17 protein-coding genes are annotated in these 24,220 nt (G+C 62.5%); 13 read left to right on the top strand and 4 right to left on the bottom strand.

Annotated features, from left to right (window positions below):
• The first annotated feature begins 13 nt into the window (after positions 1-13).
• From tssC to ACZ9A3_RS22235, 11 genes are all read left to right on the top strand, one after another.
• The gene (gene tssC / locus ACZ9A3_RS22185) at positions 14-1,507 is read left to right on the top strand and encodes a type VI secretion system contractile sheath large subunit (protein ID WP_010221276.1); all 1,494 of its coding nucleotides are present in this window, start codon (positions 14-16) and stop codon (positions 1,505-1,507) included.
• 81 nt (positions 1,508-1,588) lie between these two features.
• A complete protein-coding gene (locus ACZ9A3_RS22190) occupies positions 1,589-2,077 on the top strand; it encodes an Hcp family type VI secretion system effector (RefSeq protein WP_038998241.1) in 489 nt (162 codons plus the stop codon).
• A gap of 106 nt (positions 2,078-2,183) precedes the next feature.
• Positions 2,184-2,699: a type VI secretion system baseplate subunit TssE gene (gene tssE / locus ACZ9A3_RS22195; protein WP_258595278.1), complete on the top strand. Its 516-nt coding sequence runs from the start codon at positions 2,184-2,186 to the stop codon at positions 2,697-2,699.
• The gene (gene tssF / locus ACZ9A3_RS22200; protein WP_258595280.1) at positions 2,696-4,555 is read left to right on the top strand and encodes a type VI secretion system baseplate subunit TssF; all 1,860 of its coding nucleotides are present in this window, start codon (positions 2,696-2,698) and stop codon (positions 4,553-4,555) included. The genes tssE and tssF overlap by 4 nt, the downstream gene beginning before the upstream one ends.
• Positions 4,519-5,568: a type VI secretion system baseplate subunit TssG gene (tssG, locus tag ACZ9A3_RS22205; RefSeq protein ID WP_476253125.1), complete on the top strand. Its 1,050-nt coding sequence runs from the start codon at positions 4,519-4,521 to the stop codon at positions 5,566-5,568. Before tssF ends, tssG begins: the two co-directional genes overlap by 37 nt.
• A complete protein-coding gene (gene tssH / locus ACZ9A3_RS22210; RefSeq protein ID WP_476253126.1) occupies positions 5,561-8,239 on the top strand; it encodes a type VI secretion system ATPase TssH in 2,679 nt (892 codons plus the stop codon). Before tssG ends, tssH begins: the two co-directional genes overlap by 8 nt.
• A 23-nt stretch (positions 8,240-8,262) precedes the next feature.
• Positions 8,263-10,206 carry a type VI secretion system Vgr family protein gene (locus tag ACZ9A3_RS22215; RefSeq protein ID WP_195885249.1) on the top strand — a complete coding sequence of 648 codons (1,944 nt, stop codon included), beginning with the start codon at positions 8,263-8,265 and terminating at the stop codon, positions 10,204-10,206.
• Between the two features lie 15 nt (positions 10,207-10,221).
• The gene (locus tag ACZ9A3_RS22220) at positions 10,222-10,656 is read left to right on the top strand and encodes a DcrB-related protein (protein WP_476253127.1); all 435 of its coding nucleotides are present in this window, start codon (positions 10,222-10,224) and stop codon (positions 10,654-10,656) included.
• A 12-nt stretch (positions 10,657-10,668) separates the two neighbouring features.
• The gene (locus ACZ9A3_RS22225) at positions 10,669-14,964 is read left to right on the top strand and encodes an RHS repeat-associated core domain-containing protein (protein WP_476253128.1); all 4,296 of its coding nucleotides are present in this window, start codon (positions 10,669-10,671) and stop codon (positions 14,962-14,964) included.
• Between the two features lie 2 nt (positions 14,965-14,966).
• Complete coding sequence (locus ACZ9A3_RS22230) at positions 14,967-15,302, top strand: hypothetical protein (protein WP_093378468.1); 336 nt, start codon at positions 14,967-14,969, stop codon at positions 15,300-15,302.
• An 86-nt stretch (positions 15,303-15,388) separates the two neighbouring features.
• Positions 15,389-16,543: a lysozyme inhibitor LprI family protein gene (locus ACZ9A3_RS22235; protein WP_045201195.1), complete on the top strand. Its 1,155-nt coding sequence runs from the start codon at positions 15,389-15,391 to the stop codon at positions 16,541-16,543.
• On the opposite strand, the gene ACZ9A3_RS22240 is transcribed toward ACZ9A3_RS22235, so the two are convergent.
• From ACZ9A3_RS22240 to ACZ9A3_RS22250, 3 genes are all read right to left on the bottom strand, one after another.
• The gene (locus tag ACZ9A3_RS22240) at positions 16,514-17,728 is read right to left on the bottom strand and encodes an MFS transporter (protein ID WP_213602973.1); all 1,215 of its coding nucleotides are present in this window, start codon (positions 17,726-17,728) and stop codon (positions 16,514-16,516) included. The two genes, ACZ9A3_RS22235 and ACZ9A3_RS22240, sit on opposite strands and share 30 nt — an antisense overlap.
• A gap of 125 nt (positions 17,729-17,853) precedes the next feature.
• Positions 17,854-18,678 (bottom strand): hypothetical protein, encoded by an 825-nt coding sequence (locus tag ACZ9A3_RS22245; RefSeq protein WP_045201193.1) that lies wholly within the window; start codon positions 18,676-18,678, stop codon positions 17,854-17,856.
• An 8-nt stretch (positions 18,679-18,686) separates the two neighbouring features.
• Entirely contained in the window at positions 18,687-19,889 is a 1,203-nt protein-coding gene (locus ACZ9A3_RS22250; RefSeq protein ID WP_045201192.1) for an MFS transporter, read from the bottom strand.
• A 97-nt stretch (positions 19,890-19,986) separates the two neighbouring features.
• On the opposite strand from ACZ9A3_RS22250, the gene ACZ9A3_RS22255 reads away from it, so the two are divergent.
• Both ACZ9A3_RS22255 and ACZ9A3_RS22260 read left to right on the top strand, forming a co-directional pair.
• Positions 19,987-20,889, top strand: coding sequence for a LysR family transcriptional regulator (locus ACZ9A3_RS22255; RefSeq protein ID WP_093378461.1), 903 nt, complete (start codon positions 19,987-19,989; stop codon positions 20,887-20,889).
• Positions 20,890-21,003: 114 nt separating this feature from the next.
• Positions 21,004-22,668 carry an FMN-binding glutamate synthase family protein gene (locus ACZ9A3_RS22260; protein WP_093378458.1) on the top strand — a complete coding sequence of 555 codons (1,665 nt, stop codon included), beginning with the start codon at positions 21,004-21,006 and terminating at the stop codon, positions 22,666-22,668.
• Positions 22,669-22,698: 30 nt separating this feature from the next.
• Here ACZ9A3_RS22260 and ACZ9A3_RS22265 read toward each other — a convergent pair whose 3' ends face one another.
• A complete protein-coding gene (locus ACZ9A3_RS22265) occupies positions 22,699-24,000 on the bottom strand; it encodes an OprD family porin (RefSeq protein WP_045201189.1) in 1,302 nt (433 codons plus the stop codon).
• Between the last annotated feature and the right edge of the window lie 220 nt (positions 24,001-24,220).

Raw genomic sequence — 24,220 nt, forward strand, 5'->3', positions numbered from 1 at the left:
AGGACAAAGCCTCATGACCGATCCGATGCGTGATACCCAGGCCCAGCCAGCGGCCACCGAGCAAGCCAGCGAGTTCGCTTCGCTGCTGCTGCAAGAATTCAAACCCAAGACCGAGCGCGCCCGCGAGGCCGTCGAAACTGCGGTGCGCACCCTGGCCGAACAGGCCCTGGCGCAAACCGACCTGGTGTCCAATGACGCGATCAAGTCGATCGAATCGATCATTGCCGCCATCGACGCCAAGCTCACCGCCCAGGTCAACCAGGTGATCCACCACCCCGAGTTCCAGAAGCTGGAAAGCGCCTGGCGGGGCCTGCACTACCTGGTCAACAACACCGAGAGCGACGAGCAGCTGAAAATCCGCGTGCTCAACATCTCCAAGCCCGACCTGCACAAGACCCTGAAGAAATTCAAGGGCACGGCCTGGGACCAGAGCCCGCTGTTCAAGAAGATGTACGAAGAAGAGTACGGCCAGTTCGGCGGCGAGCCGTATGGTTGCCTGGTCGGCGACTACTACTTCGACCAGTCGCCACCGGACGTCGAGCTGCTCGGCGAGCTGTCCAAGGTGTGTGCCGCCATGCACTCGCCGTTCATCGCTGCGGCCTCGCCGACCGTGATGGGCATGGGCTCGTGGCAGGAGCTGTCGAACCCGCGCGACCTGACCAAAATCTTCACCACCCCCGAGTACGCCGGCTGGCGCTCGCTGCGTGAATCGGAAGACTCGCGCTACATCGGCCTGACCATGCCGCGCTTCCTGGCGCGCCTGCCGTATGGCGCCAAGACCGACCCGGTAGAAGCCTTCGCCTTCGAAGAAGACACCGATGGCGCCGACAGCGCCAAGTACACCTGGGCCAACGCCGCCTACGCGATGGCGGTGAACATCAACCGCTCGTTCAAGTACTACGGCTGGTGCTCGCGGATTCGCGGCGTCGAGTCCGGTGGCGAAGTGCAGAACCTGCCGGCGCACACCTTCCCTACCGATGACGGTGGCGTGGACATGAAGTGCCCGACTGAAATCGCCATCTCCGACCGCCGTGAAGCGGAACTGGCGAAGAACGGTTTCATGCCGCTGTTGCACAAGAAGAACACCGACTTCGCCGCCTTCATTGGCGCCCAGTCGCTGCAAAAACCTGCCGAGTACGACGACCCGGACGCCACCGCCAACGCCAACCTGGCCGCGCGCCTGCCGTACCTGTTCGCCACCTGCCGCTTCGCTCACTACCTGAAGTGCATCGTGCGCGACAAGATCGGCTCGTTCAAAGAGAAGGACGAGATGCAGCGCTGGCTGCAGGACTGGATCCTCAACTACGTCGATGGCGATCCGGCCCACTCCACCGAAACCACCAAGGCCCAGCACCCACTGGCAGCTGCCGAAGTGGTGGTCGAAGAAGTCGAAGGCAACCCGGGTTACTACAACTCGCGTTTCTACCTGCGCCCGCACTACCAGCTCGAAGGGCTGACCGTGTCGCTGCGCCTGGTATCGAAGTTGCCGTCGGCCAAGGGCGCCTGAGCCCAGGCTCGCTAGAACGCCCCGTGCTGCGGGGCGTGCACTGAAAAAATAATGTGGTAGATGCCACACTCTGGAGACAACATGGCAGTTGATATTTTCATCAAGATTGGCGACATCAAGGGCGAGTCCATGGACAAGGCCCACAAGGACGAAATCGATGTGCTGAACTGGAGCTGGGGCATGGCCCAGTCCGGCAACATGCACATGGGTGGTGGCGGCGGCGCCGGCAAGGTCAACATCCAGGACCTGTCGCTGACCAAGTACGTCGACAAATCCAGCCCCAACCTGATGATGCACTGCTCCAGCGGCAAGCACATCGACAAGGTCAAGCTGACCGTGCGCAAGGCCGGTGGCGAGAGCCAGGTCGAGTACCTGATCATCAACCTCGAAGAAGTGCTGATCAGCTCGCTGAGCACCGGTGGCTCGGGCGGCGATGACCGCCTGACCGAAAACGTCACCCTGAACTTCGGCAAAGTCACGGTCGATTACCAGCCGCAGAAAGCTGACGGCACCAAAGACGGCGGCCCGGTCAAGTACGGCTGGAACGTGCGCCAGAACGTCAAGATCTGATGCGTTTCGCCCTCTTCGCGGGGCAAACCCGCTCCCACCCTGTAGGAGCGGGCTTGCCCCGCGATAGGGATAACGCACTCACGCATATCACCACCGGAGCCGCCCCTTGGTAGCCGAAATCGCTGCACGTGACCGTCTGCAGCCTTCGCTGCTCGATCGTCTGACCGACGACGAGCCCGGCAACCTGCAAGAAGCCAACGACAAGCGCGTGCTTTCGCTGAGCCAGCTCAAGGCCTCGGTACTACGCGACCTCACCTGGCTGCTCAACACCACTTCACTGCTCGATGCGGCCGCCACCCTCAACACCCCGGCCGGCATTTCGGTGGTCAACTACGGCCTGCCGGCACTGGCCGGTAACAGCGCCTCGAACATTGATATCAGCGCACTGGAGAGCATCATTTACCAGGCCATCGCCACCTTCGAACCACGCATCCTGCGCAGCAGCCTGCGGGTGCGCGCCCAGGTCGCACCGGGGGAGATGAACAACAACGCCCTGAGTTTCGAGATCGAAGGCGACCTGTGGGCCCAGCCGGCGGCACTGCCGTTGCTGCTGCGCACCGACCTTGACCTCGAATCCGGGCATGTCCGGGTGGCCCCCGCCGAGCGCCGGAGACGTCCATGAACCCGCGCCTGCTCGAGCTGTACAACCAGGAACTGCAACACATCCGCGAAAGCGCGGCAGAATTTTCCAGAGAATACCCGAAGATCGCCGGGCGCCTGACCCTGTCCGGTATCGACTGCGCCGACCCCTATGTCGAGCGCCTGCTCGAAGGTTTTGCCTACCTGACCGCACGGGTGCAACTCAAGCTCGATGCCGAGTACCCGACCTTCACCCACAACCTGCTGGAGATCGCCTACCCGCACTACCTGGCGCCGACACCGTCGATGACGGTGGTGCAGATGCAGGCCGATCCAGATGAAGGTTCGCTAAGTGCCGGCTTCACCCTGCCCCGTGGCAGCGTGCTGCGCGCCACCCTTGGTCGCGATTCGCAAACGCCTTGCGAGTTTCGTAGTGCCCATGCCGTTACCCTGTGGCCGCTGCAAGTCGCCCAGGCGGAATACTTCGGCAACCCGGCAGCCCGCCTCGGGCGCCTGGCCGCCAGCGAACCGAAGGCCCGCGCCGGCTTGCGCATTACCTTGCGTACCGGCGCCGACCTGCCGTTCAACGCCCTCGACCTCAGCAGCCTGCCGCTGTACCTGAACGGCGCCGACGAACTGCCGTTTCGCCTGTACGAGCAGCTGCTGGGCAACGCCTGTGCGGTGTTCGCGCGCCAGCCTGGCAGCGACTGGGTCGAGCGCATCCCGACCTCGGCCCTGCGCCCTTGCGGCTTCGATGACCGCGAGGCGGCGCTACCGGTGGTGCCGCAGGCATTCCAGGGTTACCGCCTGCTGCAGGAGTACTTCGCCCTGCCGCAGCGTTTTCTGTTCGTAGAATTTGCCGAACTGGATCGCGCAGTAAAGCGTTGCGATGGTCAGGAGCTGGAGCTGATCGTGCTGTTCGAGCGCTACGACCAGAGCCTGGAAGGCAGCGTCGGCGCCGAGCAGTTCGTGCCCTTCTGCACACCGGCGATCAACCTGTTCCCGCGCCGGGTCGACCGCATCCACCTGAATGACCGGGTCAACGAACATCATGTGATTGCCGACCGCACCCGGCCAACGGATTTCGAGATCCACTCGTTGAGCAGCGTTACCGGCCACGGCACCGGCCCCGACCAGGCTTTCCTGCCCTTCTATGCCGTACGCGACCCGTCGCGCTACGGCCGTGACCAGGCCTATTACATCGTCCGCCGCGAGCCGCGCATGCTTTCCAGCGAGCAGCGCCGCAACGGTACCCGCTCGACCTACATGGGCAGCGAAACCTTCATCAGCCTGGTCGATGGCCAACAGGCGCCTTACCGCCACGACCTGCGACAACTGGGGGTCAGTGCCCTGTGCACCAATCGCGACCTGGCGCTGTTCATGAACGTCGGCGATGGCCGCAGCGATTTCACCCTGGCCGACAGCGCGCCGGTGGCCGCCATTCGCTGCCTGGCCGGGCCAAGCCGGCCACGGGCCAGCCATGCCCATGACAACAAGGCCTGGCGTCTGATCAGCCAGTTGTCGCTGAACTACCTGTCGCTGACCGAGCAAGGCCAGGGCGCCGCCGCCCTGCGCGAGTTGCTGCGCCTGTACGGCGACAGCCACGACGCCGCCCTGCAGCTGCAGATCGACGGCCTGCGCGAGGTCAGCAGCAAGGCCTGCACGCGACGCCTGCCGATGCCGGGGCCGATCGTCTTTGGCCGTGGCCTGGAGATCACCCTGGAATTCGACGAAAACGCCTTTCGCGGCACTGGCGTGTTCCTGCTCGGTGCGGTGTTCGAGCGCTTCCTGGCACGTTACGTGTCGATCAACAGCTTTACCGAGACGGTGCTCCGTACCACCGAACGCGGCGAGATCATGCGATGGAAAGCCAAGCCCGGACGCCGTCCGACCCTGTGAACATCCTCAGCGAAATGCAGGCCGAACCCTGGAACTACGATTTCTTCCAGGCCCTGCGCCGGCTGCAATGCGAGTCGCCGCAGCTGCCACGCTTCGGCCATTCGCTGCGCCTGGCCGATGATCCGGTGCGCCTTGGCCAGCAGCTCGACTGTGCGTTTGCGCCGGCCACCCTGGCGGCGCTGACGCCTGCCAGCGATCAGGGCCCGGCGCGCCTGGAGCAGTTCTTCTTTGGCCTAGGCGGCCCCAACGGCCCCTTACCGCTGCACCTGACCGAGTACATGCGCGAGCGCCAGCGCAACAACGCCGACAGCACCAGCAAGCGCTTTCTCGATGTCTTTCATCACCGTCTGCTGAGCCTGTTCTACCGGGCCTGGGCCGAAGCGCGGCCGACGGTCAGCCATGACCGGCCCAATGACGACTACTGGGCCGCCCGCCTGGCCGCCCTGAGCGGGCGCGGCACCCCGGCGCTGCGTGATCAGGGCCCGTTGCCGGATACCGCCAAGCTGCACTACAGCGGCCACCTCGCCGCCCAGACCCGCTATCCGGATGGCCTGCGCGGTATTCTCGGGGCCTACTTCGGCGTGCCGGTAAGCATCGAGGAATACGTTGGCCAGTGGCTGCAACTGCCTGAACGCAGCCGCCTGGGCGCGAGTGCCAATCAGCTGGGCATGGATGTGTGCCTGGGCAGCCATGTCTGGGACCGCCAGCACAAGTTCCGCATCTGCCTGGGGCCGCTGAGCCTGGAGCAATACCTGTCGCTATTGCCCGATGGCAGTGCCTTCGCCGAGCTGGTGGCCTGGGTCGCCGAGCACCAGGGGCACGAGCTGGACTGGGACCTGCAACTGATTCTGCAGCAGGACGAAATACCCGCCCTGCAACTCAACACTGGCCGACGCCTGGGTTTCGATACCTGGCTCGGCCGCCCGCAACACGATGCCAGCGACCTGACACTGGCTCGGTACTACGCCGAGACGCGCGCATCGCAATCCACAAGGAGTCCGGAACATGGGTGAAATCAGTCGCGCCGCGCTGTTCGGCAAGCTCAACAGCGTCGCTTACAAGGCCATCGAGGCCGCCACGGTGTTCTGCAAACTGCGGGGCAACCCCTATGTGGAACTGGCCCACTGGTTTCATCAGTTGCTGCAACTGCAGGACTCGGACCTGCACCGCATCATTCGCCAGTTCAACCTGGAGCCAGCGCGCCTGGCCCGCGAACTGACCGAGGCCCTGGACCGCCTGCCGCGCGGCTCGACCTCGATCACCGACCTGTCGTCCCAGGTCGAAGAGGCGGTGGAGCGTGGCTGGGTGTATGGCAGCCTGATGTTCGGCGAAAGCCAGGTGCGCACCGGTTACCTGGTGCTCGGCATCCTCAAGACTCCGAGCCTGCGCAATGCCCTGCTCGGCCTGTCGTCGGAGTTTGCCAAGATCAAGGTCGAAGCCCTCAGCGAGCGCTTTGACGAGTACGTCGGCGACTCACCGGAAAACGCCCTGGGCGCCAGCGACGGTTTCAATGCCGGCGCCGTGCCGGGCGAAGCCAGCGGCGCCATGGCCCCCAGCGCCCTGGGCAAGCAGGAAGCGCTCAAGCGCTTTACCGTCGACCTCACCGAGCAGGCGCGCAGCGGCAAGCTCGACCCGATCGTTGGTCGCGACGAAGAGATTCGCCAACTGGTGGATATCCTCATGCGTCGCCGGCAGAACAACCCGATCCTCACCGGTGAAGCCGGGGTGGGCAAAACCGCGGTGGTTGAAGGCTTTGCCCTGCGCATCGTTGCCGGCGATGTTCCGCCATCGCTCAAGGACGTCGAATTGCGCAGCCTGGATGTCGGCCTGCTACAGGCCGGGGCGAGCATGAAAGGCGAGTTCGAACAGCGCCTGCGCCAGGTCATCGAGGACGTGCAGGCCTCGCCCAGACCGATCATCCTGTTCATCGACGAAGCCCACACCCTGGTCGGTGCCGGTGGTGCCGCCGGCACCGGCGATGCTGCCAACCTGCTCAAGCCCGCGCTGGCCCGTGGCAGCTTGCGCACCGTGGCCGCCACCACCTGGGCCGAGTACAAGAAGCACATCGAGAAAGACCCGGCCCTGACCCGGCGTTTTCAGGTGGTGCAGGTCGCCGAGCCGAGCGAAGACAAGGCACTGCTGATGATGCGCGGCGTGGCCTCGACCATGGAGCAGCACCATCAGGTGCAGATCCTCGATGAAGCCCTGGAAGCCTCGGTCAAGCTCTCCCACCGCTACATCCCGGCGCGCCAGTTGCCAGACAAGTCCGTCAGCCTGCTCGACACCGCCTGCGCCCGTGTCGCCATCAGCCTGCATGCGGTACCGGCCGAGGTCGACGACAGCCGTCGACGCATCGAGGCACTGCAAACCGAGCTGCAGATCATCGCCCGCGAGCAGGCCATCGGTATCGCCATCGGCAACCGCCAGCAACAGTCTGAAACCTTGCTGGCTACCGAGCGCGAGCGCCTGGCCGAACTGGAAAGCCGTTGGGCCGAAGAGAAGGCCCTGGTCGACGAGCTGCTGGCCACCCGCGCGCAGCTGCGCGAAAACGTTGGGGTGGTCGACCGCGACACCGGCAGCGAACAGAGCCATGAGCTGCGCGAAAAACTCATCGAGCTGCAGCAGCGCCTGAGCGCCCTGCAAGGTGAAACCCCGCTGATCCTGCCAACCGTCGACTATCAGGCGGTGGCCTCGGTGGTTGCCGACTGGACCGGCATCCCGGTCGGACGCATGGCCCGCAACGAGCTCGAGACCGTGCTCAAGCTCGACCAGCACCTGGCCAAGCGCATCATTGGCCAGGACCATGCGCTGCAGATGATCGCCAAGCGTATCCAGACCTCCCGCGCCGGCCTCGACAACCCCAACAAACCAATCGGCGTGTTCATGCTCGCCGGCACCTCCGGGGTAGGCAAGACCGAAACCGCCCTGGCCCTGGCCGAAGCCATGTACGGCGGTGAGCAGAACGTCATCACCATCAACATGAGCGAGTTCCAGGAAGCCCATACCGTCTCGACCCTCAAGGGCGCCCCGCCCGGCTATGTCGGTTATGGCGAAGGCGGCGTGCTGACCGAAGCGGTGCGGCGCAAGCCCTACAGCGTGGTGCTGCTCGACGAGGTGGAAAAAGCCCACCCGGACGTGCACGAAATTTTCTTCCAGGTGTTCGACAAGGGCGTGATGGAAGACGGCGAAGGCCGGGTGATCGACTTCAAGAACACCTTGATCCTGCTCACCACCAACGCCGGTACCGAGCTGATTTCCCGGGTGTGCAAAGACCCGCAGAACACCCCTGAACCCGAGGCCATCGCCAGCGCCCTGCGCCAACCGCTGCTGGAAATCTTCCCGCCGGCGCTGCTCGGCCGCCTGGTGACCATCCCCTACTACCCGCTCAGCGACGAGATGCTCAAGGCCATCACCCGCCTGCAGCTCGAGCGCATCCGCAAGCGCGTGCAAGGCACCCACAAAGTGGCCTTCGACTACGACGACGAAGTGGTCGACTTGATCGTTTCGCGCTGCAGCGAGACCGAGAGCGGCGGGCGGATGATCGACGCGATCCTGACCAACAGCCTGCTGCCGGACATGAGCCGCGAGTTCCTCACCCGCATGCTCGAAGGCAAGGCCCTGGCCGGGGTGCGCATCAGCCGCCGCGACAACGACCTGCACTACCACTTCAGCGACGCGCCGTGATGGCGCGTTTGACGAGATAAGCGATGCTATTCAAGCAATTCACCCGACTGGCGCAGATCAACAGCCCGCTGGGCCCGGATGCGCTGATCCTGGCGGAAATGGGCGGCGGCGAAGAGCTGGGGCGGCTGTTCGACTACGAGTTGCAACTGACCTCGGACAACTCGGCCATCGACCTCAACCAGTTGCTCGGCAAGCCCATGAGCCTCAGCCTGCAACTGGAGCTGGGCCGCTCGCGGTATTTTCACGGCATTGTTTCGCGCTGCAGCCAGAGCATCGACCGCGGCCAGTTCGCCAGTTACCGGGTGACGCTGCGGCCTTGGCTGTGGCTGCTGAGCAAGACCTCCGATTGCCGCATCTTCCAGAACCAGAGCATCCCGCAGATCATCAAGCAGGTATTTCGCGACCTGGGGTTTTCCGACTTCGAAGACAGCTTGAGCCGCCCCTATCGCGAGTGGGAGTACTGCGTGCAGTACCGCGAGACCAGCTTCGACTTCGTCAGCCGCTTGATGGAACAGGAAGGTATCTACTACTACTTCCGCCACGAAAAGGACCGCCACGTGCTGGTGCTGGCCGATGCCTATGGCGCCCACCAGGTGGTGCCGGGCTACGAGTCGGTGCCGTACTTTCCACCTGATGGTCAGCACCGCGAGCGTGACCACCTCAACGACTGGCACCTGGCCCAGGAGGTGCAGTCCGGCTCGCTGGAGCTTAACGACTACGACTTCCAGCGCCCCAGCGCGCGCATCGACGTGCGCTCGCAAATGCCGCGCCCGCACAGCGCCGGCGACTACCCGCTGTACGACTACCCCGGCACCTATGTGCAGAGTGAGGACGGCGAGCATTACGCCCGTACCCGTATCGAAGCGCTGCAAAGCCTGCATGAACGCATCGAACTGCGCGGCAATGCCCGCGGCCTGGCGGCAGGCAACCTGTTCAGCATGAGCGGCTTCAGCCGCCAGGACCAGAATCGCGAATACCTGATCGTCGGTGCCCGCTATTACATCGTCCAGGAGCGCCTGGAAACCGGCGCCGGCGGCGGCAATGCACAGTTCGAAAGCAACCTCAGCTGCATCGATGCGCAGCAGAGCTTCCGCCCCCTGGCCAGCACCCTGCGCCCGCAGGTCAAGGGCCCGCAGACCGCCATCGTGGTTGGCCCGGCCGGGGAAGAGATCTGGACCGACCAGTATGGCCGGGTCAAGGTGCACTTCTACTGGGACCGCCATGACCAGTCCAACGAGAACAGCTCGTGCTGGATTCGCGTGTCCCAGGCCTGGGCCGGCAAGAACTGGGGTTCGATGCAGATCCCGCGGATCGGTCAGGAAGTGATCGTCAGCTTTCTTGAAGGCGACCCCGACCGGCCGATCATCACCGGCCGGGTCTACAACGCCGAGCAGACGGTGCCCTACGACCTGCCGGCCAATGCGACCCAGAGCGGAATGAAAAGCCGTTCGAGCAAAGGCGGCACGCCGGCGAACTTCAACGAAATCCGCATGGAGGACAAGAAGGGCGCCGAGCAGTTGTACATCCACGCCGAGCGCAACCAGGACATCGAAGTCGAGAACGACGAGAGCCACTGGGTGGGCCACAACCGCAACAAGGTGGTGGACTTCAGCGAAGTGGCGACCATCGGCGAAGACCGCATTCGCGCGGTCAAGCGCGATGACATTTTGCTGGTGGGCTCGACCAAGACCGACAGCATCAGCCGCAGCTACCTGATCGAGGTTGGCGAAAACCTGCGCCTGGTGTGCGGCAAGAGCGTGCTCGAACTCAACGCCAGCGGCCAGATCAACCTCACCGGCGTGCAGTTCAACTTCAACGCCGAAGGCAATGCCCAGTTCAACACCGGCGGCACCCTGGACCTGAACATCGGCGGCGCCCCCGGCGCCACTGCGGACGGGCAAGGCGTCAAAGGCACCATCGATGGCGCCGTGGAAGCGATCTTCCCCAAGCCCAAAGCCAGCCAATAAAGAGATTTGTGCGTCATGACTTATCGCCTCAACGAATTCCAGCTCGCCCTGCCCGATGCCGAAATGCAGGACACCAGCATCAACATCCTGCGCTTTGCCAAGCTCGGCACCTCGCTGATCATCAGCCGCAGCTTGCTGGCCGACGGCGAAACCCTGCAAAGCAACTTCGACGGCCAGCTCGAGCGCCTGCAACAACAGGTCAAGGACCTGCGCTTCCAGCCGCGCCAGGCCGTGCGCTTGGGCGCCGAGCAGACGGTGGAAGGCATCGAGCTGCGCAGCCAGTTCAGCAAGGGCAACGAAAAGGTCTTCCAGTACCAACTGGCCCTGGTACTGCCCGGCACGCGCAAGATGTTCGCCCTGAGTTACGTCAAAGCCCAACCGCTGGGTGATGCCGAGGCTGCGCACTGGGCAGCGATCAAGCAATCACTGAACTTCGACACCCTGGCCTGATGAGCACCTTGCATGTCTGACGCTCTTTGGGCCGCCCGCCAGGGCGATGCGCTGATGCACACCTCGATGATGGCCGACATCGTCGGCGGTGTGCTGGAAGTGGCCGCCAACGTCGCCATCGGCATGTTGGCCACCGCGGCGGTGACTGCGGCGCTTGGGCTTACCGTGGTCACCGGCGGCCTCGGCTGCTTCGTGCTCGGCGCGGTGGTCGGTATCGTGGTCGGCGTGGCCATGAGCAAGACCGGGGCCGACAAGGGTTTAAGCAGTTTATGCGAGGGTATCGGCAATTTTCTGTTCCCGCCTTCGGTGCAGGCCAACATCCTCACTGGCTCGAAGAACACCCACACCAATGGCAAACCGGCCGCCCGCGCTGCTGGCGTCATCGTCGCCGCGGCGGCGCCCGCTGGCAGTGATGCCGCCCAGCCACCTGCCGAAGAGGAAGAAGAAAGCTTCCTCGACATGGCCAAGGGCTTTTTCTCGCAGATGTGGCGGCCCACGGTCGCCAGCCCCGCACCAAACACCGAGCCTGCCGACGACGACAAGATCCTCTGCAGCAAGCACCCGCCAATGCCGCCGCAGTACCTGGCCGAAGGTTCGAGCAAGGTCACCATCAACGGCCATCCGGCTTGCCGCAGCGGCGATCGCAGCACCTGCGAGGCGGTGATCGTCGACGCCGGGCTGATCTCCAGTAACGTGCGCATTGGCGGCGGCTCGATCGTGGTCCGCGAGATTCGCAGTGGCAAGACCCCGGGCATCGGCCTGGCGATAACCGCTTTGATGCTGCTGCGCGGGCGTGGCGGCAAGTTCTACAGCGAACTGGGCTGTATGGTAATTGGCGGCGTTGCTACCTACCTGACCGAGCAGGTAGCAGGTGCGTTGACATCCGCTGTAGCCGGCTCTGCGCATCCGGTCCATAGCCCCACCGGGGCCAAGGTTCTTGCTGACGACGATGATCTGGACTTCAGCTTGCCCGGCTTGATCCCGCTGGAGTGGCAGCGCTTCTACAGCAGCCGTGACACCCGCCACGATGGCCTTTTCGGTGCGGGCTGGAGCGTCGATTACGAGGTATTTGTCAGGATCGAACTACACCCGCAAGGCGGCGAGCGAGTGCTGTTTACCGACGATCAGGCGCGTATTATCGACATGGGCCACATACCCCGCGGCGATGCCGTCTTCAGCGCAGGTGAAGGCCTGAGTGTACGCCGCGAGCATAACGGTGAACTGCTGATCGAGCGTACCGACGGATTGTATCGCCTGTTCCAGCCGACTCCGAACGACCCACTGCACCTGCGCCTGGTGCAATTGGGTGACCGCAACGATAACCGCATCTATCTTGATTACGACGCCAGTGGTCGTTTGACCGGGCTGCGCGATACCTTCGACTTGATCCAGGTACAACTGCATTACAGCACTCAATGGCCAGGGCGGATCAGTTCTCTCGAGCGCCTGTATAGCGACGGCGCATCCGAACTGCTGGTCAGTTATGGTTATGACGACAACGGCGACCTGGCCCAGGTGCGCGACGCCAATGGCCAGTTGCAACGCAGCTTCAGCTACGACCAGGGCCGACGCATGGTCGAGCACCAGTTGCCCAGCGGCCTGCGCTGCTTCTACGAATGGACTCGCGCTGCCGACGACTGGCGCGTCGCTCGGCACTGGACCGATGATGGCGACGAGTATCGTTTCGACTACGACATCGAGGCCGGCATCACCCGGATCACCGACAGCCTGCAACGGGTCAGCAGCCGCCACTGGAACCCGCAGTACCAGATCACCCAATACACCGACGCCCTCGGCCACACCTGGTGCTTCGAGTGGAACGACGAGCGCCAGTTGCTCGCTGCCACCGACCCGCAAGGTGGGCAATGGCAATACCTGTACGATGAGTCCGGCAACCTGTGCGAAAGCATCGACCCACTCGGGCGCAGCGAGTCAACCCTATGGCTGGAGCATTGGTCTCTACCCCGAGTAGAGACCGACTACGCAGGCAATCGGCGAAGCTATCGCTACGATCAGCGCGGCAACTGCAGCAGTGAAACCGACCCACAAGGCAACATAACTCGCTATCGCTACGACGAACGAGGCCAAGTGGTAGAGGTGATCGACGCTACAGGCAAGCGCCAACACTTGCGCTGGAATGATTACGGCCTGCTCAGTGAGCAGGTTGACTGTTCGGGCTATCCCACCCGTATGAACTATGACCGTCGTGGCCATCTACAATCTGTCACCGACGCCCTCGGCGAACGTACCGAATATGAATACGACGCACGAGGCCGCTTGCAACTGCGACGGTTACCGGATGGGCGCAGCGACCTTTACCAGTATCACTGCAACGGTCAGCTCAGTACCCATACCGACCCGGCCGGGCACACCACCCAGTTCCTCTATACCCGTCGCGGTCAGCTGCACCTGCGCATCGATCCGCACGGGCGCAAAGTTCAGTACGGCTATGACGCCTACGGCCGTTTGCTCACGCTGACCAACGAAAATGGTGAGCGTTATCGCTTCGCCTGGGATCAAGGAGATCGCTTGACCCAGCAACAGTATCTGGATTCAAGCACCCGCTGTTATCACTATGATGCGCTGAACAACGTTACGGCTCAGACCTATGTCCCGGCGCCCGATGACAACGAGCCGACACTCAAACCGATCTGTCACCACTACCAACTGGATGCAGCCGGCCGGGTAATCCAAAAACGCACTGACGATGGATTAACCGAGTACAGCTACGACGCACTTGATCACCTGATCGCCATCTGTTTCACCGATACCAGCGGCAACAGCGAACAATTGGAATTCGGCTATGACGAACTCGGACAGCTTGTTGAGGACTGCAGTCAGGCCGGCTTACTGCAGCACTACTACGATGAACTTGGCAACTTGACCCAGACCCGACTGGGCGACGGCCGCTGGCTAAATCGTCTTTACTATGGCAGTGGCCATCTGCACCAGCTCAATCTCGATGGCCAGGTGATCTGTGACTTCGAGCGCGACCGCCTGCATCGAGAAGTGTTTCGCTCCCAGGGACAGCTCTGCACCCGCAGCGAGTACGACCGTAGCGGCCGCCTACGCTCCCGGCTGCGTCGTTCACTCCAGCAGCCGCCACAGCTACCAGCGCCCGTTCAACAACGCTTTGACTTCGACCCTGCCGACAATTTGATCGGTCGTTTCAATCAGGATCTTGCAGGCCAGCACCAGCAACTGCTGCATTACGATGCCAGCGCTCGCATCATGGCCAGCCAGAACACAGGTCAGGGCCAGAGCGAAGTCTTTGCCTACGATGCCGCGGCTAATCTGCTCGACGGTTCAGAGCTCGGAAAGGGCCTTGTCCGCCATAATCGTTTGCTTTCTTACCAAGACAAGCGGTATCGCTACGACGCCTTTGGTCGGATGATCGAAAAACGTAGCAGCCGCCACGGCGTGCAACGGTTCAGCTACGACGCAGAACACCGCTTGATCCAGGTCCGCAGCCATATCGGCGGCCGAGAACGGGTGCTGAACATGCGTTATGACCCATTGGGTCGACGCGTCGAAAAAAGCCAGCACGACGATGCTGGCAATCTGCTGGAAAAGACCCGTTTTACCTGGGATGGACTGCGCCTTTTGCTGGAGCAGCAGCATGGCCGAACCAGTCTCTATCTCTATGATCAGGACAGCCATGAGCCTCTGGCGCGGGTCGACGGCGCTGGCGCACAACAACACGTGCGCTACTACCACAACGACCTTAACGGCTTGCCAGAGCAATTGACCGAATTCAAGGGTGACGTTCTCTGGCAGGCGAGCTATCTGGTATGGGGCAACACCCTGCAGGAAACCCGCGAAGGATATTACCTCGAAGAGCAGAATCTCAGGTTCCAAGGGCAGTACCTGGATCGGGAAAGCGGACTGCACTACAACACGTTTCGCTTCTATGATCCTGATATCGGACGCTTCACCACACCCGATCCCATCGGCCTGCTGGGGGGCATCAACCTTTATCAATACGCACCGAATCCGCTCGGTTGGATCGACCCGCTGGGTTGGAAGAAGAAATGCAGCTTCCGAAAACCCCGACGGGTAAAAAGCAAATCAACGGGGCGCACCAGACCCCGGAACCGCAACGAAGAGTTCGCTCTGGATCATGTCAAGAAACATCCGGAAAACGGGATAGAGATCATCAAGCCCGACCAGATCGGAGACCCTCACTTCAAAGGCAAGGGCTGGTCAAAAATGGAGCGTAAAGTAAACGGGGTCAACGTCCACTACATGGCCAAGCTCGATCCTAAAGGGAAAATGACCCACGTCACTGACTTCAAGATAAAGGACTGAAGATGAACTACACCCATCGAAACAGCAAAAATCAGAAGAGCCACTGGGAACAGTGCGAGCGGCAGCAGGCGCCCTACATAGAGATCAGCGACATCAATGAAACGTACAAGAATGTTTTCTACGACATTACCAATCTGTCAGGGGACCTCGAAGAAATTTCCGAAGCAGTGAAAGCGATCTACACAAGTTATGTTGCGTTCTACCTTGTGCCTCAGATCGATATCGAGCCTCTGTTCGAGCAATATTATTTTTTTAACCTGATCGTCAAATCTGCACACGCAGAGATCATTGCAGAGCAGCTGCATTGCTACCTGAGCGCACAACTCAACGGCCAATGAACCCCAGGCACATTACTGCGGCAGATTCCGCAATGGCCCTTGCTGACGTATCATCCGCACCCTGCTCAACCTCACATGGATGTCCGATGAAAGCCGCCGCGCGCTTGCTTCCTGCTGCCCTGTTCGCTGCCTGCCTGCACAGCCCCGCGACCCTTGCCGCAGGCTTTGACTGCAGCAAGGCCAGCACCCTGCTGGAAACCGCGATCTGCACCACACCGTCGCTGTCGGCCAAGGACGACACGCTCAACGAGCGCTACAAGCCGCTCAAGGACCGCAAGATCTTCCGCGAGCTGGAAAACTTCTGGCTGCGCGAGGTGCGTAACCGCTGCGAGACTGCCGCCTGCCTGGAAGTCGCCTACGACCAGCAGATCAAACTGCTGACGCCAGTACCGGCACTCTCCCAGGTTGATCCCAAAAGCCTGCAGCCCCTGCCCCGCGACCAGCGTTATACCCAGGTCGAGGATGAGCCGTGGCAGCGCTTTCCCCTGGCCACCGTTGCCGACATGAGCGAAGACAGTTTTGCCTATCTGGTGGACGTTGCCACCCTCGATGGCGTGCTGAACGTGGTGCTGTTCGTTGCCGAAAAGCAGGATGACGAAGGCAGCAACCCCGGCAATATCTATGACAGCCGCCCGATCGGCACCCTCTACGAATACTCCGACGCACGCCCTGGCCTGCACCCGTTCGCGCGCAATGTGCGCTTTGATGGCTGGAACAGTATCACCGCCAACGATCAGGGCCGGCGCTATGCCGGGATCATTGACGGGGTGTTCTACTACCGGCAGAAAATGAGCGGCGAGGCGCAGCAAAGCATGGCCTACACACTGGGTTCCAAGGCCACGCCGCAGCCTTCAACGCAACTGTACGCGGCCGAGTCCAACAGCAAGCGTTTCGCCAAGGCGCAGATCAGCGGCGACCTCAACCACGATAACTCCGGCCTGCTGATCTATTACCCGCACCTTACCGGCGACAGCAACCCCTACGACCGGGTGATGGACAAGGATGCCGGCGGCTGGAGCCTGGTCAACCCGACCTGGAGCCCGACCCGGCCGGTCCTGTACTTCGACAACAACGGCGGCTTCGCCTGCATCTGGAGGGTCGACCTGGTGACCAAGCGCCTGGAGAAGATCGTCCCCGAGCATGAGGCAGTTGCCGCTCGCCCGGTGGATGTCATCGGCCGCGAGGCGATCGTTTACCTGGAAGCCGACCAGTTAATGTTTGCCATCGCCCCGGACCAGTAACGCCTGCGCAACGCTACGGGCGCGCCTGCGCCCGAACAGGCGGCCAAGGCTGACCGCCCAGTTGAGCAACGCCACCAGCAGCAGGCACAGCATCATCGCCTCGGTGCCGCCGCTGACGATCAGCTGCCCGGCCAGCCAGGGAAAGCCGAACACCCCGAGAAAGTACGCCAGGCTGAATAGCAGCAAGGCCTGCGGGGTATGCCCGGGCGGTGCCTGGTTGGCGGCCAGGCCGTTGATTACCGAATAGTTCAGACCGTATCCAACCCCCAGCAGCGCTGCGGCCAGCAGATAGCCAAGGTTGCCCTGTACCCACCAGCCCAGCGCCAGCACGGCGAGCACGATAAAGCCCGAGAGCAGGCACGAGGCACGGTAGGCATCACGCTTGACCACCCAGCCGGCGATCAGCAAACGGCAACTGATGGCCGCACTCATGAAGCCGATGAAGAACAGCGAATAATCCAGGCCGCGCCCGGCGGCATAAGAGGTCTGGAAGCTGCCCAGACCACCGAAGATCGCGCCGCCCAGGCCGACCATGAGAACCGGCCAGCGTGCGGGCGAGGCCAGTACGGTTGCGCCAGCGCGGCGGCTGATGCCAACCGGCTGAGTGGCGTGCCGTGGCTGGCGGGCCAGATGGTTGAAGATCAGCAGGCCCGCGACTGCGGCACCCGCGGCGGTGTAGAACGCCGTCTGCACCGGCAGTTGCAACAGCGCTGCCAGCTTGCCCGCCAGCGGCCCGGAACCGATGCCGCTCATCATGCTGCCCGAGAGCAAAGCGAAGCAGTGGGTACGCCGCTGGGCTTCGACCCGCTCGGCCACCAGGATCGGGCCCAGGGTGTAAAAAGCCCCCCAACCCAGGCCCAGCATCAGGCCGCAGAGCATCAAGCCCGCGCCGGTGCCAGGCACCAGGGCGAAGCCCAGGCAAGCCGCCACCAGGCTCAGCGCCGACAGGGCGATGGCTCGTGCCGAACCCAAGCGGTCGGCCAGATGGCCACTGCCAAGTACGGCGACGATGGTGCTAAGCATGGCAACTGAAATGATCTGCCCGGCATCCTGCTCGTTGCCGCCACGGCTGCTGACCAACAGCGACAACAGGAAGGTCGAGCCATAGGACAACGACAGCAGGTAGCTGGCCAGGCACAGCAGGCCAAAGCCAGGGGCAGCTTGTTCGGTACGGATGGCGGACATGCTCGGACGTCACTCGGCGAAGTGGAGCTGCTTTGTAGCATGGCCTTGCTCCACGACCGTTATAAAACTGCCGGAGTTGGGTTCAGCCGGCAGCGAACTGTGCCTGCGCGCGGCCTATCCAGCGGTCAGTGCAACAGCTCGGCGCATTCCTTCATCACGCCAGCCTTCAACCGCAGGTAGTGCTCGAAAATCTCTCGCGCCGCCGCCTGGTCGATATTGATCTGCATGGCTTCGACAAACTGCTCGACCGCCGCCACCGCGTGGGCAAAATGATTGCTCTCGGTGCCGCCAGTGTGCACGGTGACCCAGGCCACCGTTGCCCGCGCGCGCTCTGCCGGTATGCCCATGTCACGGACGAACCACTGCTTGAACAACGGATGGATGAACTCGACCTCGCCGTGGGTATAAACCTCATGCACCAGGGTGGTCAGCAGGCCTTGCAGCAGGTCGCGCTCGCGCAGGCGCTGGCGATCGGTCCAGTCCTTGAAGGACTGGGCCGAAGGCAGGCAGTTGGCCTTGAGCATCCACTGATCATCACCGCAGAGGGGCGTCGCCATGTTGTAGAACAAATCGGCGTGCAGGGTATTGCCCAGGGCCCCGAGGTCTTCATCGGTGATCCGCTGCAGGCTGCCGCAGGCCCGATACAGCTGGTCGGCAGCCATGGAGCCGGCGTCGGAGCGGGCCAGCAGGGTCAGGCGGTTGGCAAGGCCCGAGACACTGGCCGCGGAGTTGTTGGTTTTCGACCAGCTGGCGAAGAACTTGCGCAGCACTGCCGGTGAATGCTTGCGCTCAGTCAACAGGGCAAAGGCCTTTTCAATCTCCATCAGCTCTTCTTCTACCGCCCAGAAGGCTTCGAACAACGCGTGCTTGAGGGTGCTGGCCGGCATGTCATTGAGGACCGGCTCGACGATCGAAAGCAGCTTGCTGTGCAGGGCTATCACGGTGTTCATTGGCGTATTTACGTCCTTGTAATGGAGGGGTCAGCGGTTTCTTTGAACGCGTTCTTGTCGGTGGAATCGGTGGGCTGCCAGCCGAACCAGGCGATCAGCATCACCAGCAACTGCGCGGCCATGATCAGCGGCACACAGCCTGACCAGCCCCAGCGCTGCCACAGCAGCGCCGGCAACAGCGCACCGACGCTGCCGCCCAGGTAATAGAACGTCAGATAGCAGCCCACCGCGCCGGCCTTGTTGTGCCTGGCAGTGGACGTAACAAAGGCATTGGCCGCCGCCTGGGCCAGGAACACGCCGGTGGAACTGAGCGCCAGCCCCAGCACGATCCACCACAGGCTGCTGAGCAAGGTCAGCATCGAGCCCAGCAGCCCCAGTACCCCGGCGAATACCACCAAGTGCGCCGGCGGCCTGGCGCTGGCCAGCTTGCCGGCAATCGGCGTGACCACCAGCGCCAGCAAAAACACCGCATAAACCGAACCCAGCGCGGCAACGCCAAGGTTGAACGGCGCGGCCAGCAGGTGCAGGCCGACATAGGTGAAGGTGGCGATCTGCGAAAACAGCACACAGAAACCAACCAGATAGGCCGCCAGCAACGGTCGGTTGCGCAGCATGCTGATACGACTGTTGGCGATGGTGATTTCGATCAGGCGCGCGCCGCTGGGCAGCAGCCGGTGAATGCTCAGGCCGATCAGCACGGTCAGCAACGCCAGCAGGATGAACGCTTCGCGCCAGCCCAGGTATTGGGTCATGACCCCGGTCAGAAAACGCCCGGCGAAACCGCCGAGAATGGTCCCGGCGACGTACAGGCTGGTAACTTCGGTGACTTTCGCCCCCTGCCAGCGCTCGCCGACGTAAGCCACGCTGGTGGCGAAGATCACCGGGATCAGCATGCCCTGGACAAAGCGCCAGAACAGCAGGCTGTTGAGGTCACTGGCCCCTGCCAGCATCAAGCCCGGCACGCTGAGCAACAGGGTTGCCGCCACCAGCACGGTCTTCTGGCTCCAGCGCCGGGTCAGCACGCCGACGAAGGGCGCGACCAGGGCCACGGCCAGGGTCGTGGCGGTGATGCTCCAGCTGACGTGCCGCGCATCCACGGCGAAGCTCTGCGCCAGCTCGGCGAGGATGCCCTGGGTAGCGTAGAGCGGCAGAAACGCGGCGCATCCGCAGAGGAACATCGCGATTCGTGCGGCAGACAGGCGCGATTGCATGGGAAAACTCGTTACAGTGACGAGTATTGTTTATAAGGTGCGGTCATTGGCACTGGCCAATACCGATTTCCGACCGATTGATACCTCAAGGTGCAACATGCTCGATGTGCGAAAGCTGCGCTATTTCATTGCCGTCGCCGACGACCTGCATTTCGGCCGCGCCGCGCAGCGCCTGCACCTGGCGCAACCGGCACTGACCCGGCAGATCTCGGCCCTGGAAAGCCAGCTGGGTTTTCGCCTGTTCGAGCGCAGCAGCCGTGCAGTCAGTCTGACCGGCGAAGGCCAGCAGTTCCTGCCTTACGCCCGCGGGGTACTGGAGCAACTGACACGCAGCGAAAGCTTCGCCGCCAAGCTGGCCGCCGGCACAGCCGGGCAGTTGAGCATCGGCTATGCCAGCTCGGTGGCCTTGAGTGACCACTTCACCCAGGCAATCCAGCAGTTTTCCCACGCCTACCCGCAGGTTCGCCTGACCCTGGTTGAAGAAGCCTCCAGCGCGCAATGGCGCAACATCGTCGAAGGCACCCTGGAAATCGGCCTCAGTCGGCTGTTGCCACCCCAGGAGTTCACGGAGCTGCACGTCCAGCCACTCGACCAGGAGCCGCTGCTGGTGGCACTGGCCACGAACGATCCGCTGGCGGCACTCGACACCATCAGCCTCACCCAGCTGCAAGCGCATCCTGTGGTGCTGTACACCGACGAGCAAGGCACCGGGCTCAACGATGCCATCGAGCGCTTGTTCCAGCATTGCCAATTGCCCTTGCTGCGGGGCCCGCGCGGACGGCAGATCACTTCGATCATTGCCCTGGTAGCCGCCGGCCAGGGCATTGCCCTGGTGCCTGCCTGCACCCGTGCCCTGAACCAGCGCGGCGTGTGCTACCGGCCCCTGAACGAAGCAGCCGCCAGCATCGACCTGCTCGCCATCAGCCACCGCCAGCGGCGCTCGCGGGCAGCCGAGGCGTTTCTGCAAATACTTGCCCGGGCAACCACACCCTGCGCATGAGCACGGCCCTCTGGCAAGCACGCCCGGGATAAAAGTGTTTTACCGAAACCACTGGTTTTCTGGCGGGACGCTTTGCCTATCCTAGGAAGGATCTCTCATATCAGCGGAAGATCCATGAAAGCTTCGCTTCCCAGCCGCTACGCCTGCCTTGTCGGCTGTCTCGTTTTCAGTTTTGCCAGCCTGCCGTTTGTTTCTGCCCATTCCTGGTTGTGGCCGTTCACCCTGATCAGCGCCCTGCTCAGCCTGGTCGGCCTCAATGACCTGCGCCAGAGCCACCACGCGGTGCGGCGCAACTACCCGATCCTGGGCAACATTCGCTACCTGATCGAAACCATCCGCCCGGAGATCCGCCAGTACTTGCTGGAAGGCGACGATGACAAGCTGCCGTTCTCCCGGGCCCAGCGCTCGCTGGTGTATGCACGGGCCAAGAACGAGAGCGCCGAGAAGGCCTTTGGTACGCTCAACGATGTCTACCGGCCAGGCTTCGAGTTCATCAGCCATTCCATGCTGCCAGTCGAAACCCCCGACCCTGCCTCATTTCGCATCAACATCGGCGGCCCGCAGTGCCGCCAGCCTTACTCGGCGTCGATCTTCAATATCTCGGCGATGAGCTTTGGGGCACTCAGTGCAAATGCCATTGCCGCGCTGAACAAGGGCGCAAAACGTGGCCGCTTCGCCCATGACACCGGCGAAGGCAGCATCAGCCCCCATCACCGCGAGCACGGTGGCGACCTGATCTGGGAAATCGGCAGCGGCTATTTTGGCTGCCGCACCCCGGAGGGTCGTTTCGATCCGCAGCGTTTCGCCGAACAGGCCGGCGACCCACAGGTGAAAATGATCGAGGTCAAGCTCAGCCAGGGCGCCAAACCCGGCCACGGCGGGATCCTGCCTGGGCACAAGGTCAGCGCCGAAATCGCCGCCACCCGTGGCGTGCTGATGGGCCAGGACTGCATCTCACCGGCGGCGCACAGCGCCTTCCGTAGCCCCGTGCAACTGCTGCAGTTCATTGGCCAGTTGCGTGAGCTGTCTGGCGGTAAACCGGTGGGCTTCAAGTTCTGCCTTGGCCACCCGTGGGAATTCATGGGTATCGCCAAGGCCATGCTGGCTACCGGCATCGTCCCGGACTTCATTGTCGTCGACGGCAAGGAAGGCGGCACCGGCGCCGCGCCACGGGAGTTCAGCGACAACATCGGCGTGCCGATGCGCGAAGGGCTGATGTTCGTGCACAACACCCTGGTGGGCCTGAACCTGCGCGACAAGATTCGCATTGGTGCCGGCGGCAAGATCGTCAGCGCCTTCGACATTGCCAGCGTGCTGGCCATTGGCGCCGACTGGGTCAACTCGGCCCGCGGCTTCATGTTCGCCATCGGCTGCATCCAGTCGCAAAGCTGCCACACCAACAAATGCCCGACCGGCGTGGCGACCCAGGATCCGTTACGCCAACGCGCCCTGGTGGTGCCGGAAAAGGCCGACAGGGTTTACAGCTTCCATCGCAACACCCTGCATGCCCTGGCCGAAATGCTGGCTGCTGCAGGCCTGGATCACCCGGCCGAGCTCAAGCCCAAGCACCTGGTTCGGCGCATCAGCGCCAGCGAGATCCGCCTGTTTTCGCAGTTGCATGTGTTCCTCAAGCCCGGTGAGTTGCTCAGCGGCTCGATCGACAGTGAATTCTATGCACGGATGTGGCGCATGGCCCGCAGCGACAGCTTCGAGCCGGAGAGCGGCGAGGTGCAGGCGATCAAACCTGCTGTGCGGCGAAAACAAACAACCCCGGCCTAGGCCGGGGTTGCTGGAGACACCAGACAGCTATCAGAGGATGCTGATCGGGTACTCGACGAACACGCGAACTTCGTTGCCGTCGTCGTTGTAGCCGTTCTGACGAACGCTTTCGGAGGTACGCAGGAACGAGCTACGCAGTTTGACGGACAGGTCCTTGGCCGGGCCTTCCTGAACCACGTACTTGAACTGGTTGAAGATTTCGCGCTCTTTACCTTCGCCGAAGCCGTGGGTGTTGATGTTGTCACCACGCACGTAGGCCACTTTGTAGGTCAGGCCCGGTACGCCGAAGGCGCCGAAGTCCAGGCCGTAGCCCAGCTGCCAGGAACGCTCGTCTTCAGCGTTGAAGTCGGACCAGTAGGAGTTGGCCAGGTAGATGGTCGAGCCACCGTCACCCACGCCACCGGCGTTCTGGTAGAAGCCGTACTGATAACCGGTGTCGCCAGTGCTGCGCTGGTGGGCGATGGTAATCGAGTGCGGGCCGAAGGCGTAGGTAGCCGCCAGGCTCCAGATGGTGTTGGAGTCACCGGTCAGGTCGGCGGCAGCGACGTACTTCTTGTCGATGTCCGACTTGTAGCCGTTGAAGTCCAGGGTCAGCGACTGGTCGTCGGCGATCGGGTGAACGTAGTTCACGCCCAGGTAGTGCTTCTTCAGCACGTCTTCGACGTCGGAGGTGTACAGCGAAGCCGAGAGGTTTTCGCTGAACTTGTAGCTGCCGCCGAATACGTTGATCGACTTCAGGCCACCGCTGTCACGGCCTTCAGCACTTTTACGGGCTTCCTGGGTGAAACGACCGGCGTTCAGTTCCAGGCCCTTGATCTCCTTGGAGGTGATCAGGGTACCGGTGTAGCTTTCTGGCAGCAGGCGACCATCGTCGTACTGCAGCACTGGCAGCTCAGGCATCTGGTCACCGTACTTCAGTACAGTGTTGGAGATGCGGAACTTGATTGCTGCGCCACCACGGGCCAGGTTGTGCGGGGAGTTCTGCTGGTTGGTCGGCGAGTCGCCGTCCGCCGGCTTGAAGAAGTCGATACCGCCACCGCCGTTGCGGCCTTTACCACCGTCCAGACGCACTGCGTACAGGCCGAAGGCGTCGACACCGACACCAACGGTGCCCTGGGTGTAGCCGGAGGAGAACTTGCCGATGAAGGCCTGGCCCCACTCGCTCTGGTCGTTGGTATGGTGCTTCTTGTCACGATTGATGAAGGCATTGCGCAGCAGAACGCTGGCTTTGCTGTCTTCTACGAAGCCCTTGGCCTCGGCCTGGTCATTGGCCATAGCCTGAGTCGCGGCCATAAGCCCCAGCGCGACCAGACTGATCCTGGTTTTCAACATTTTATTTTCCTTATTACTTAGTCAAAGACGCTCTGCGACCAAACGCCAAAAACCACGCCCCCTGCGTGGGTTGACGCTCACGGGTCTGAAAATAAAAAGCCCGCCTGCGAGTGTTCGCAGCGGGCCTTTTTTCTGGACTCTTGGCCGATGGGCCTACAGGCGTTGACCGAATCCTATCCGTGTGCGGATCAGCATGTCAAAAATTCGTGAAAAGTAAGTG

The sequence above is a fragment of the Pseudomonas sp. TE4620 genome (genome assembly GCF_056279045.1).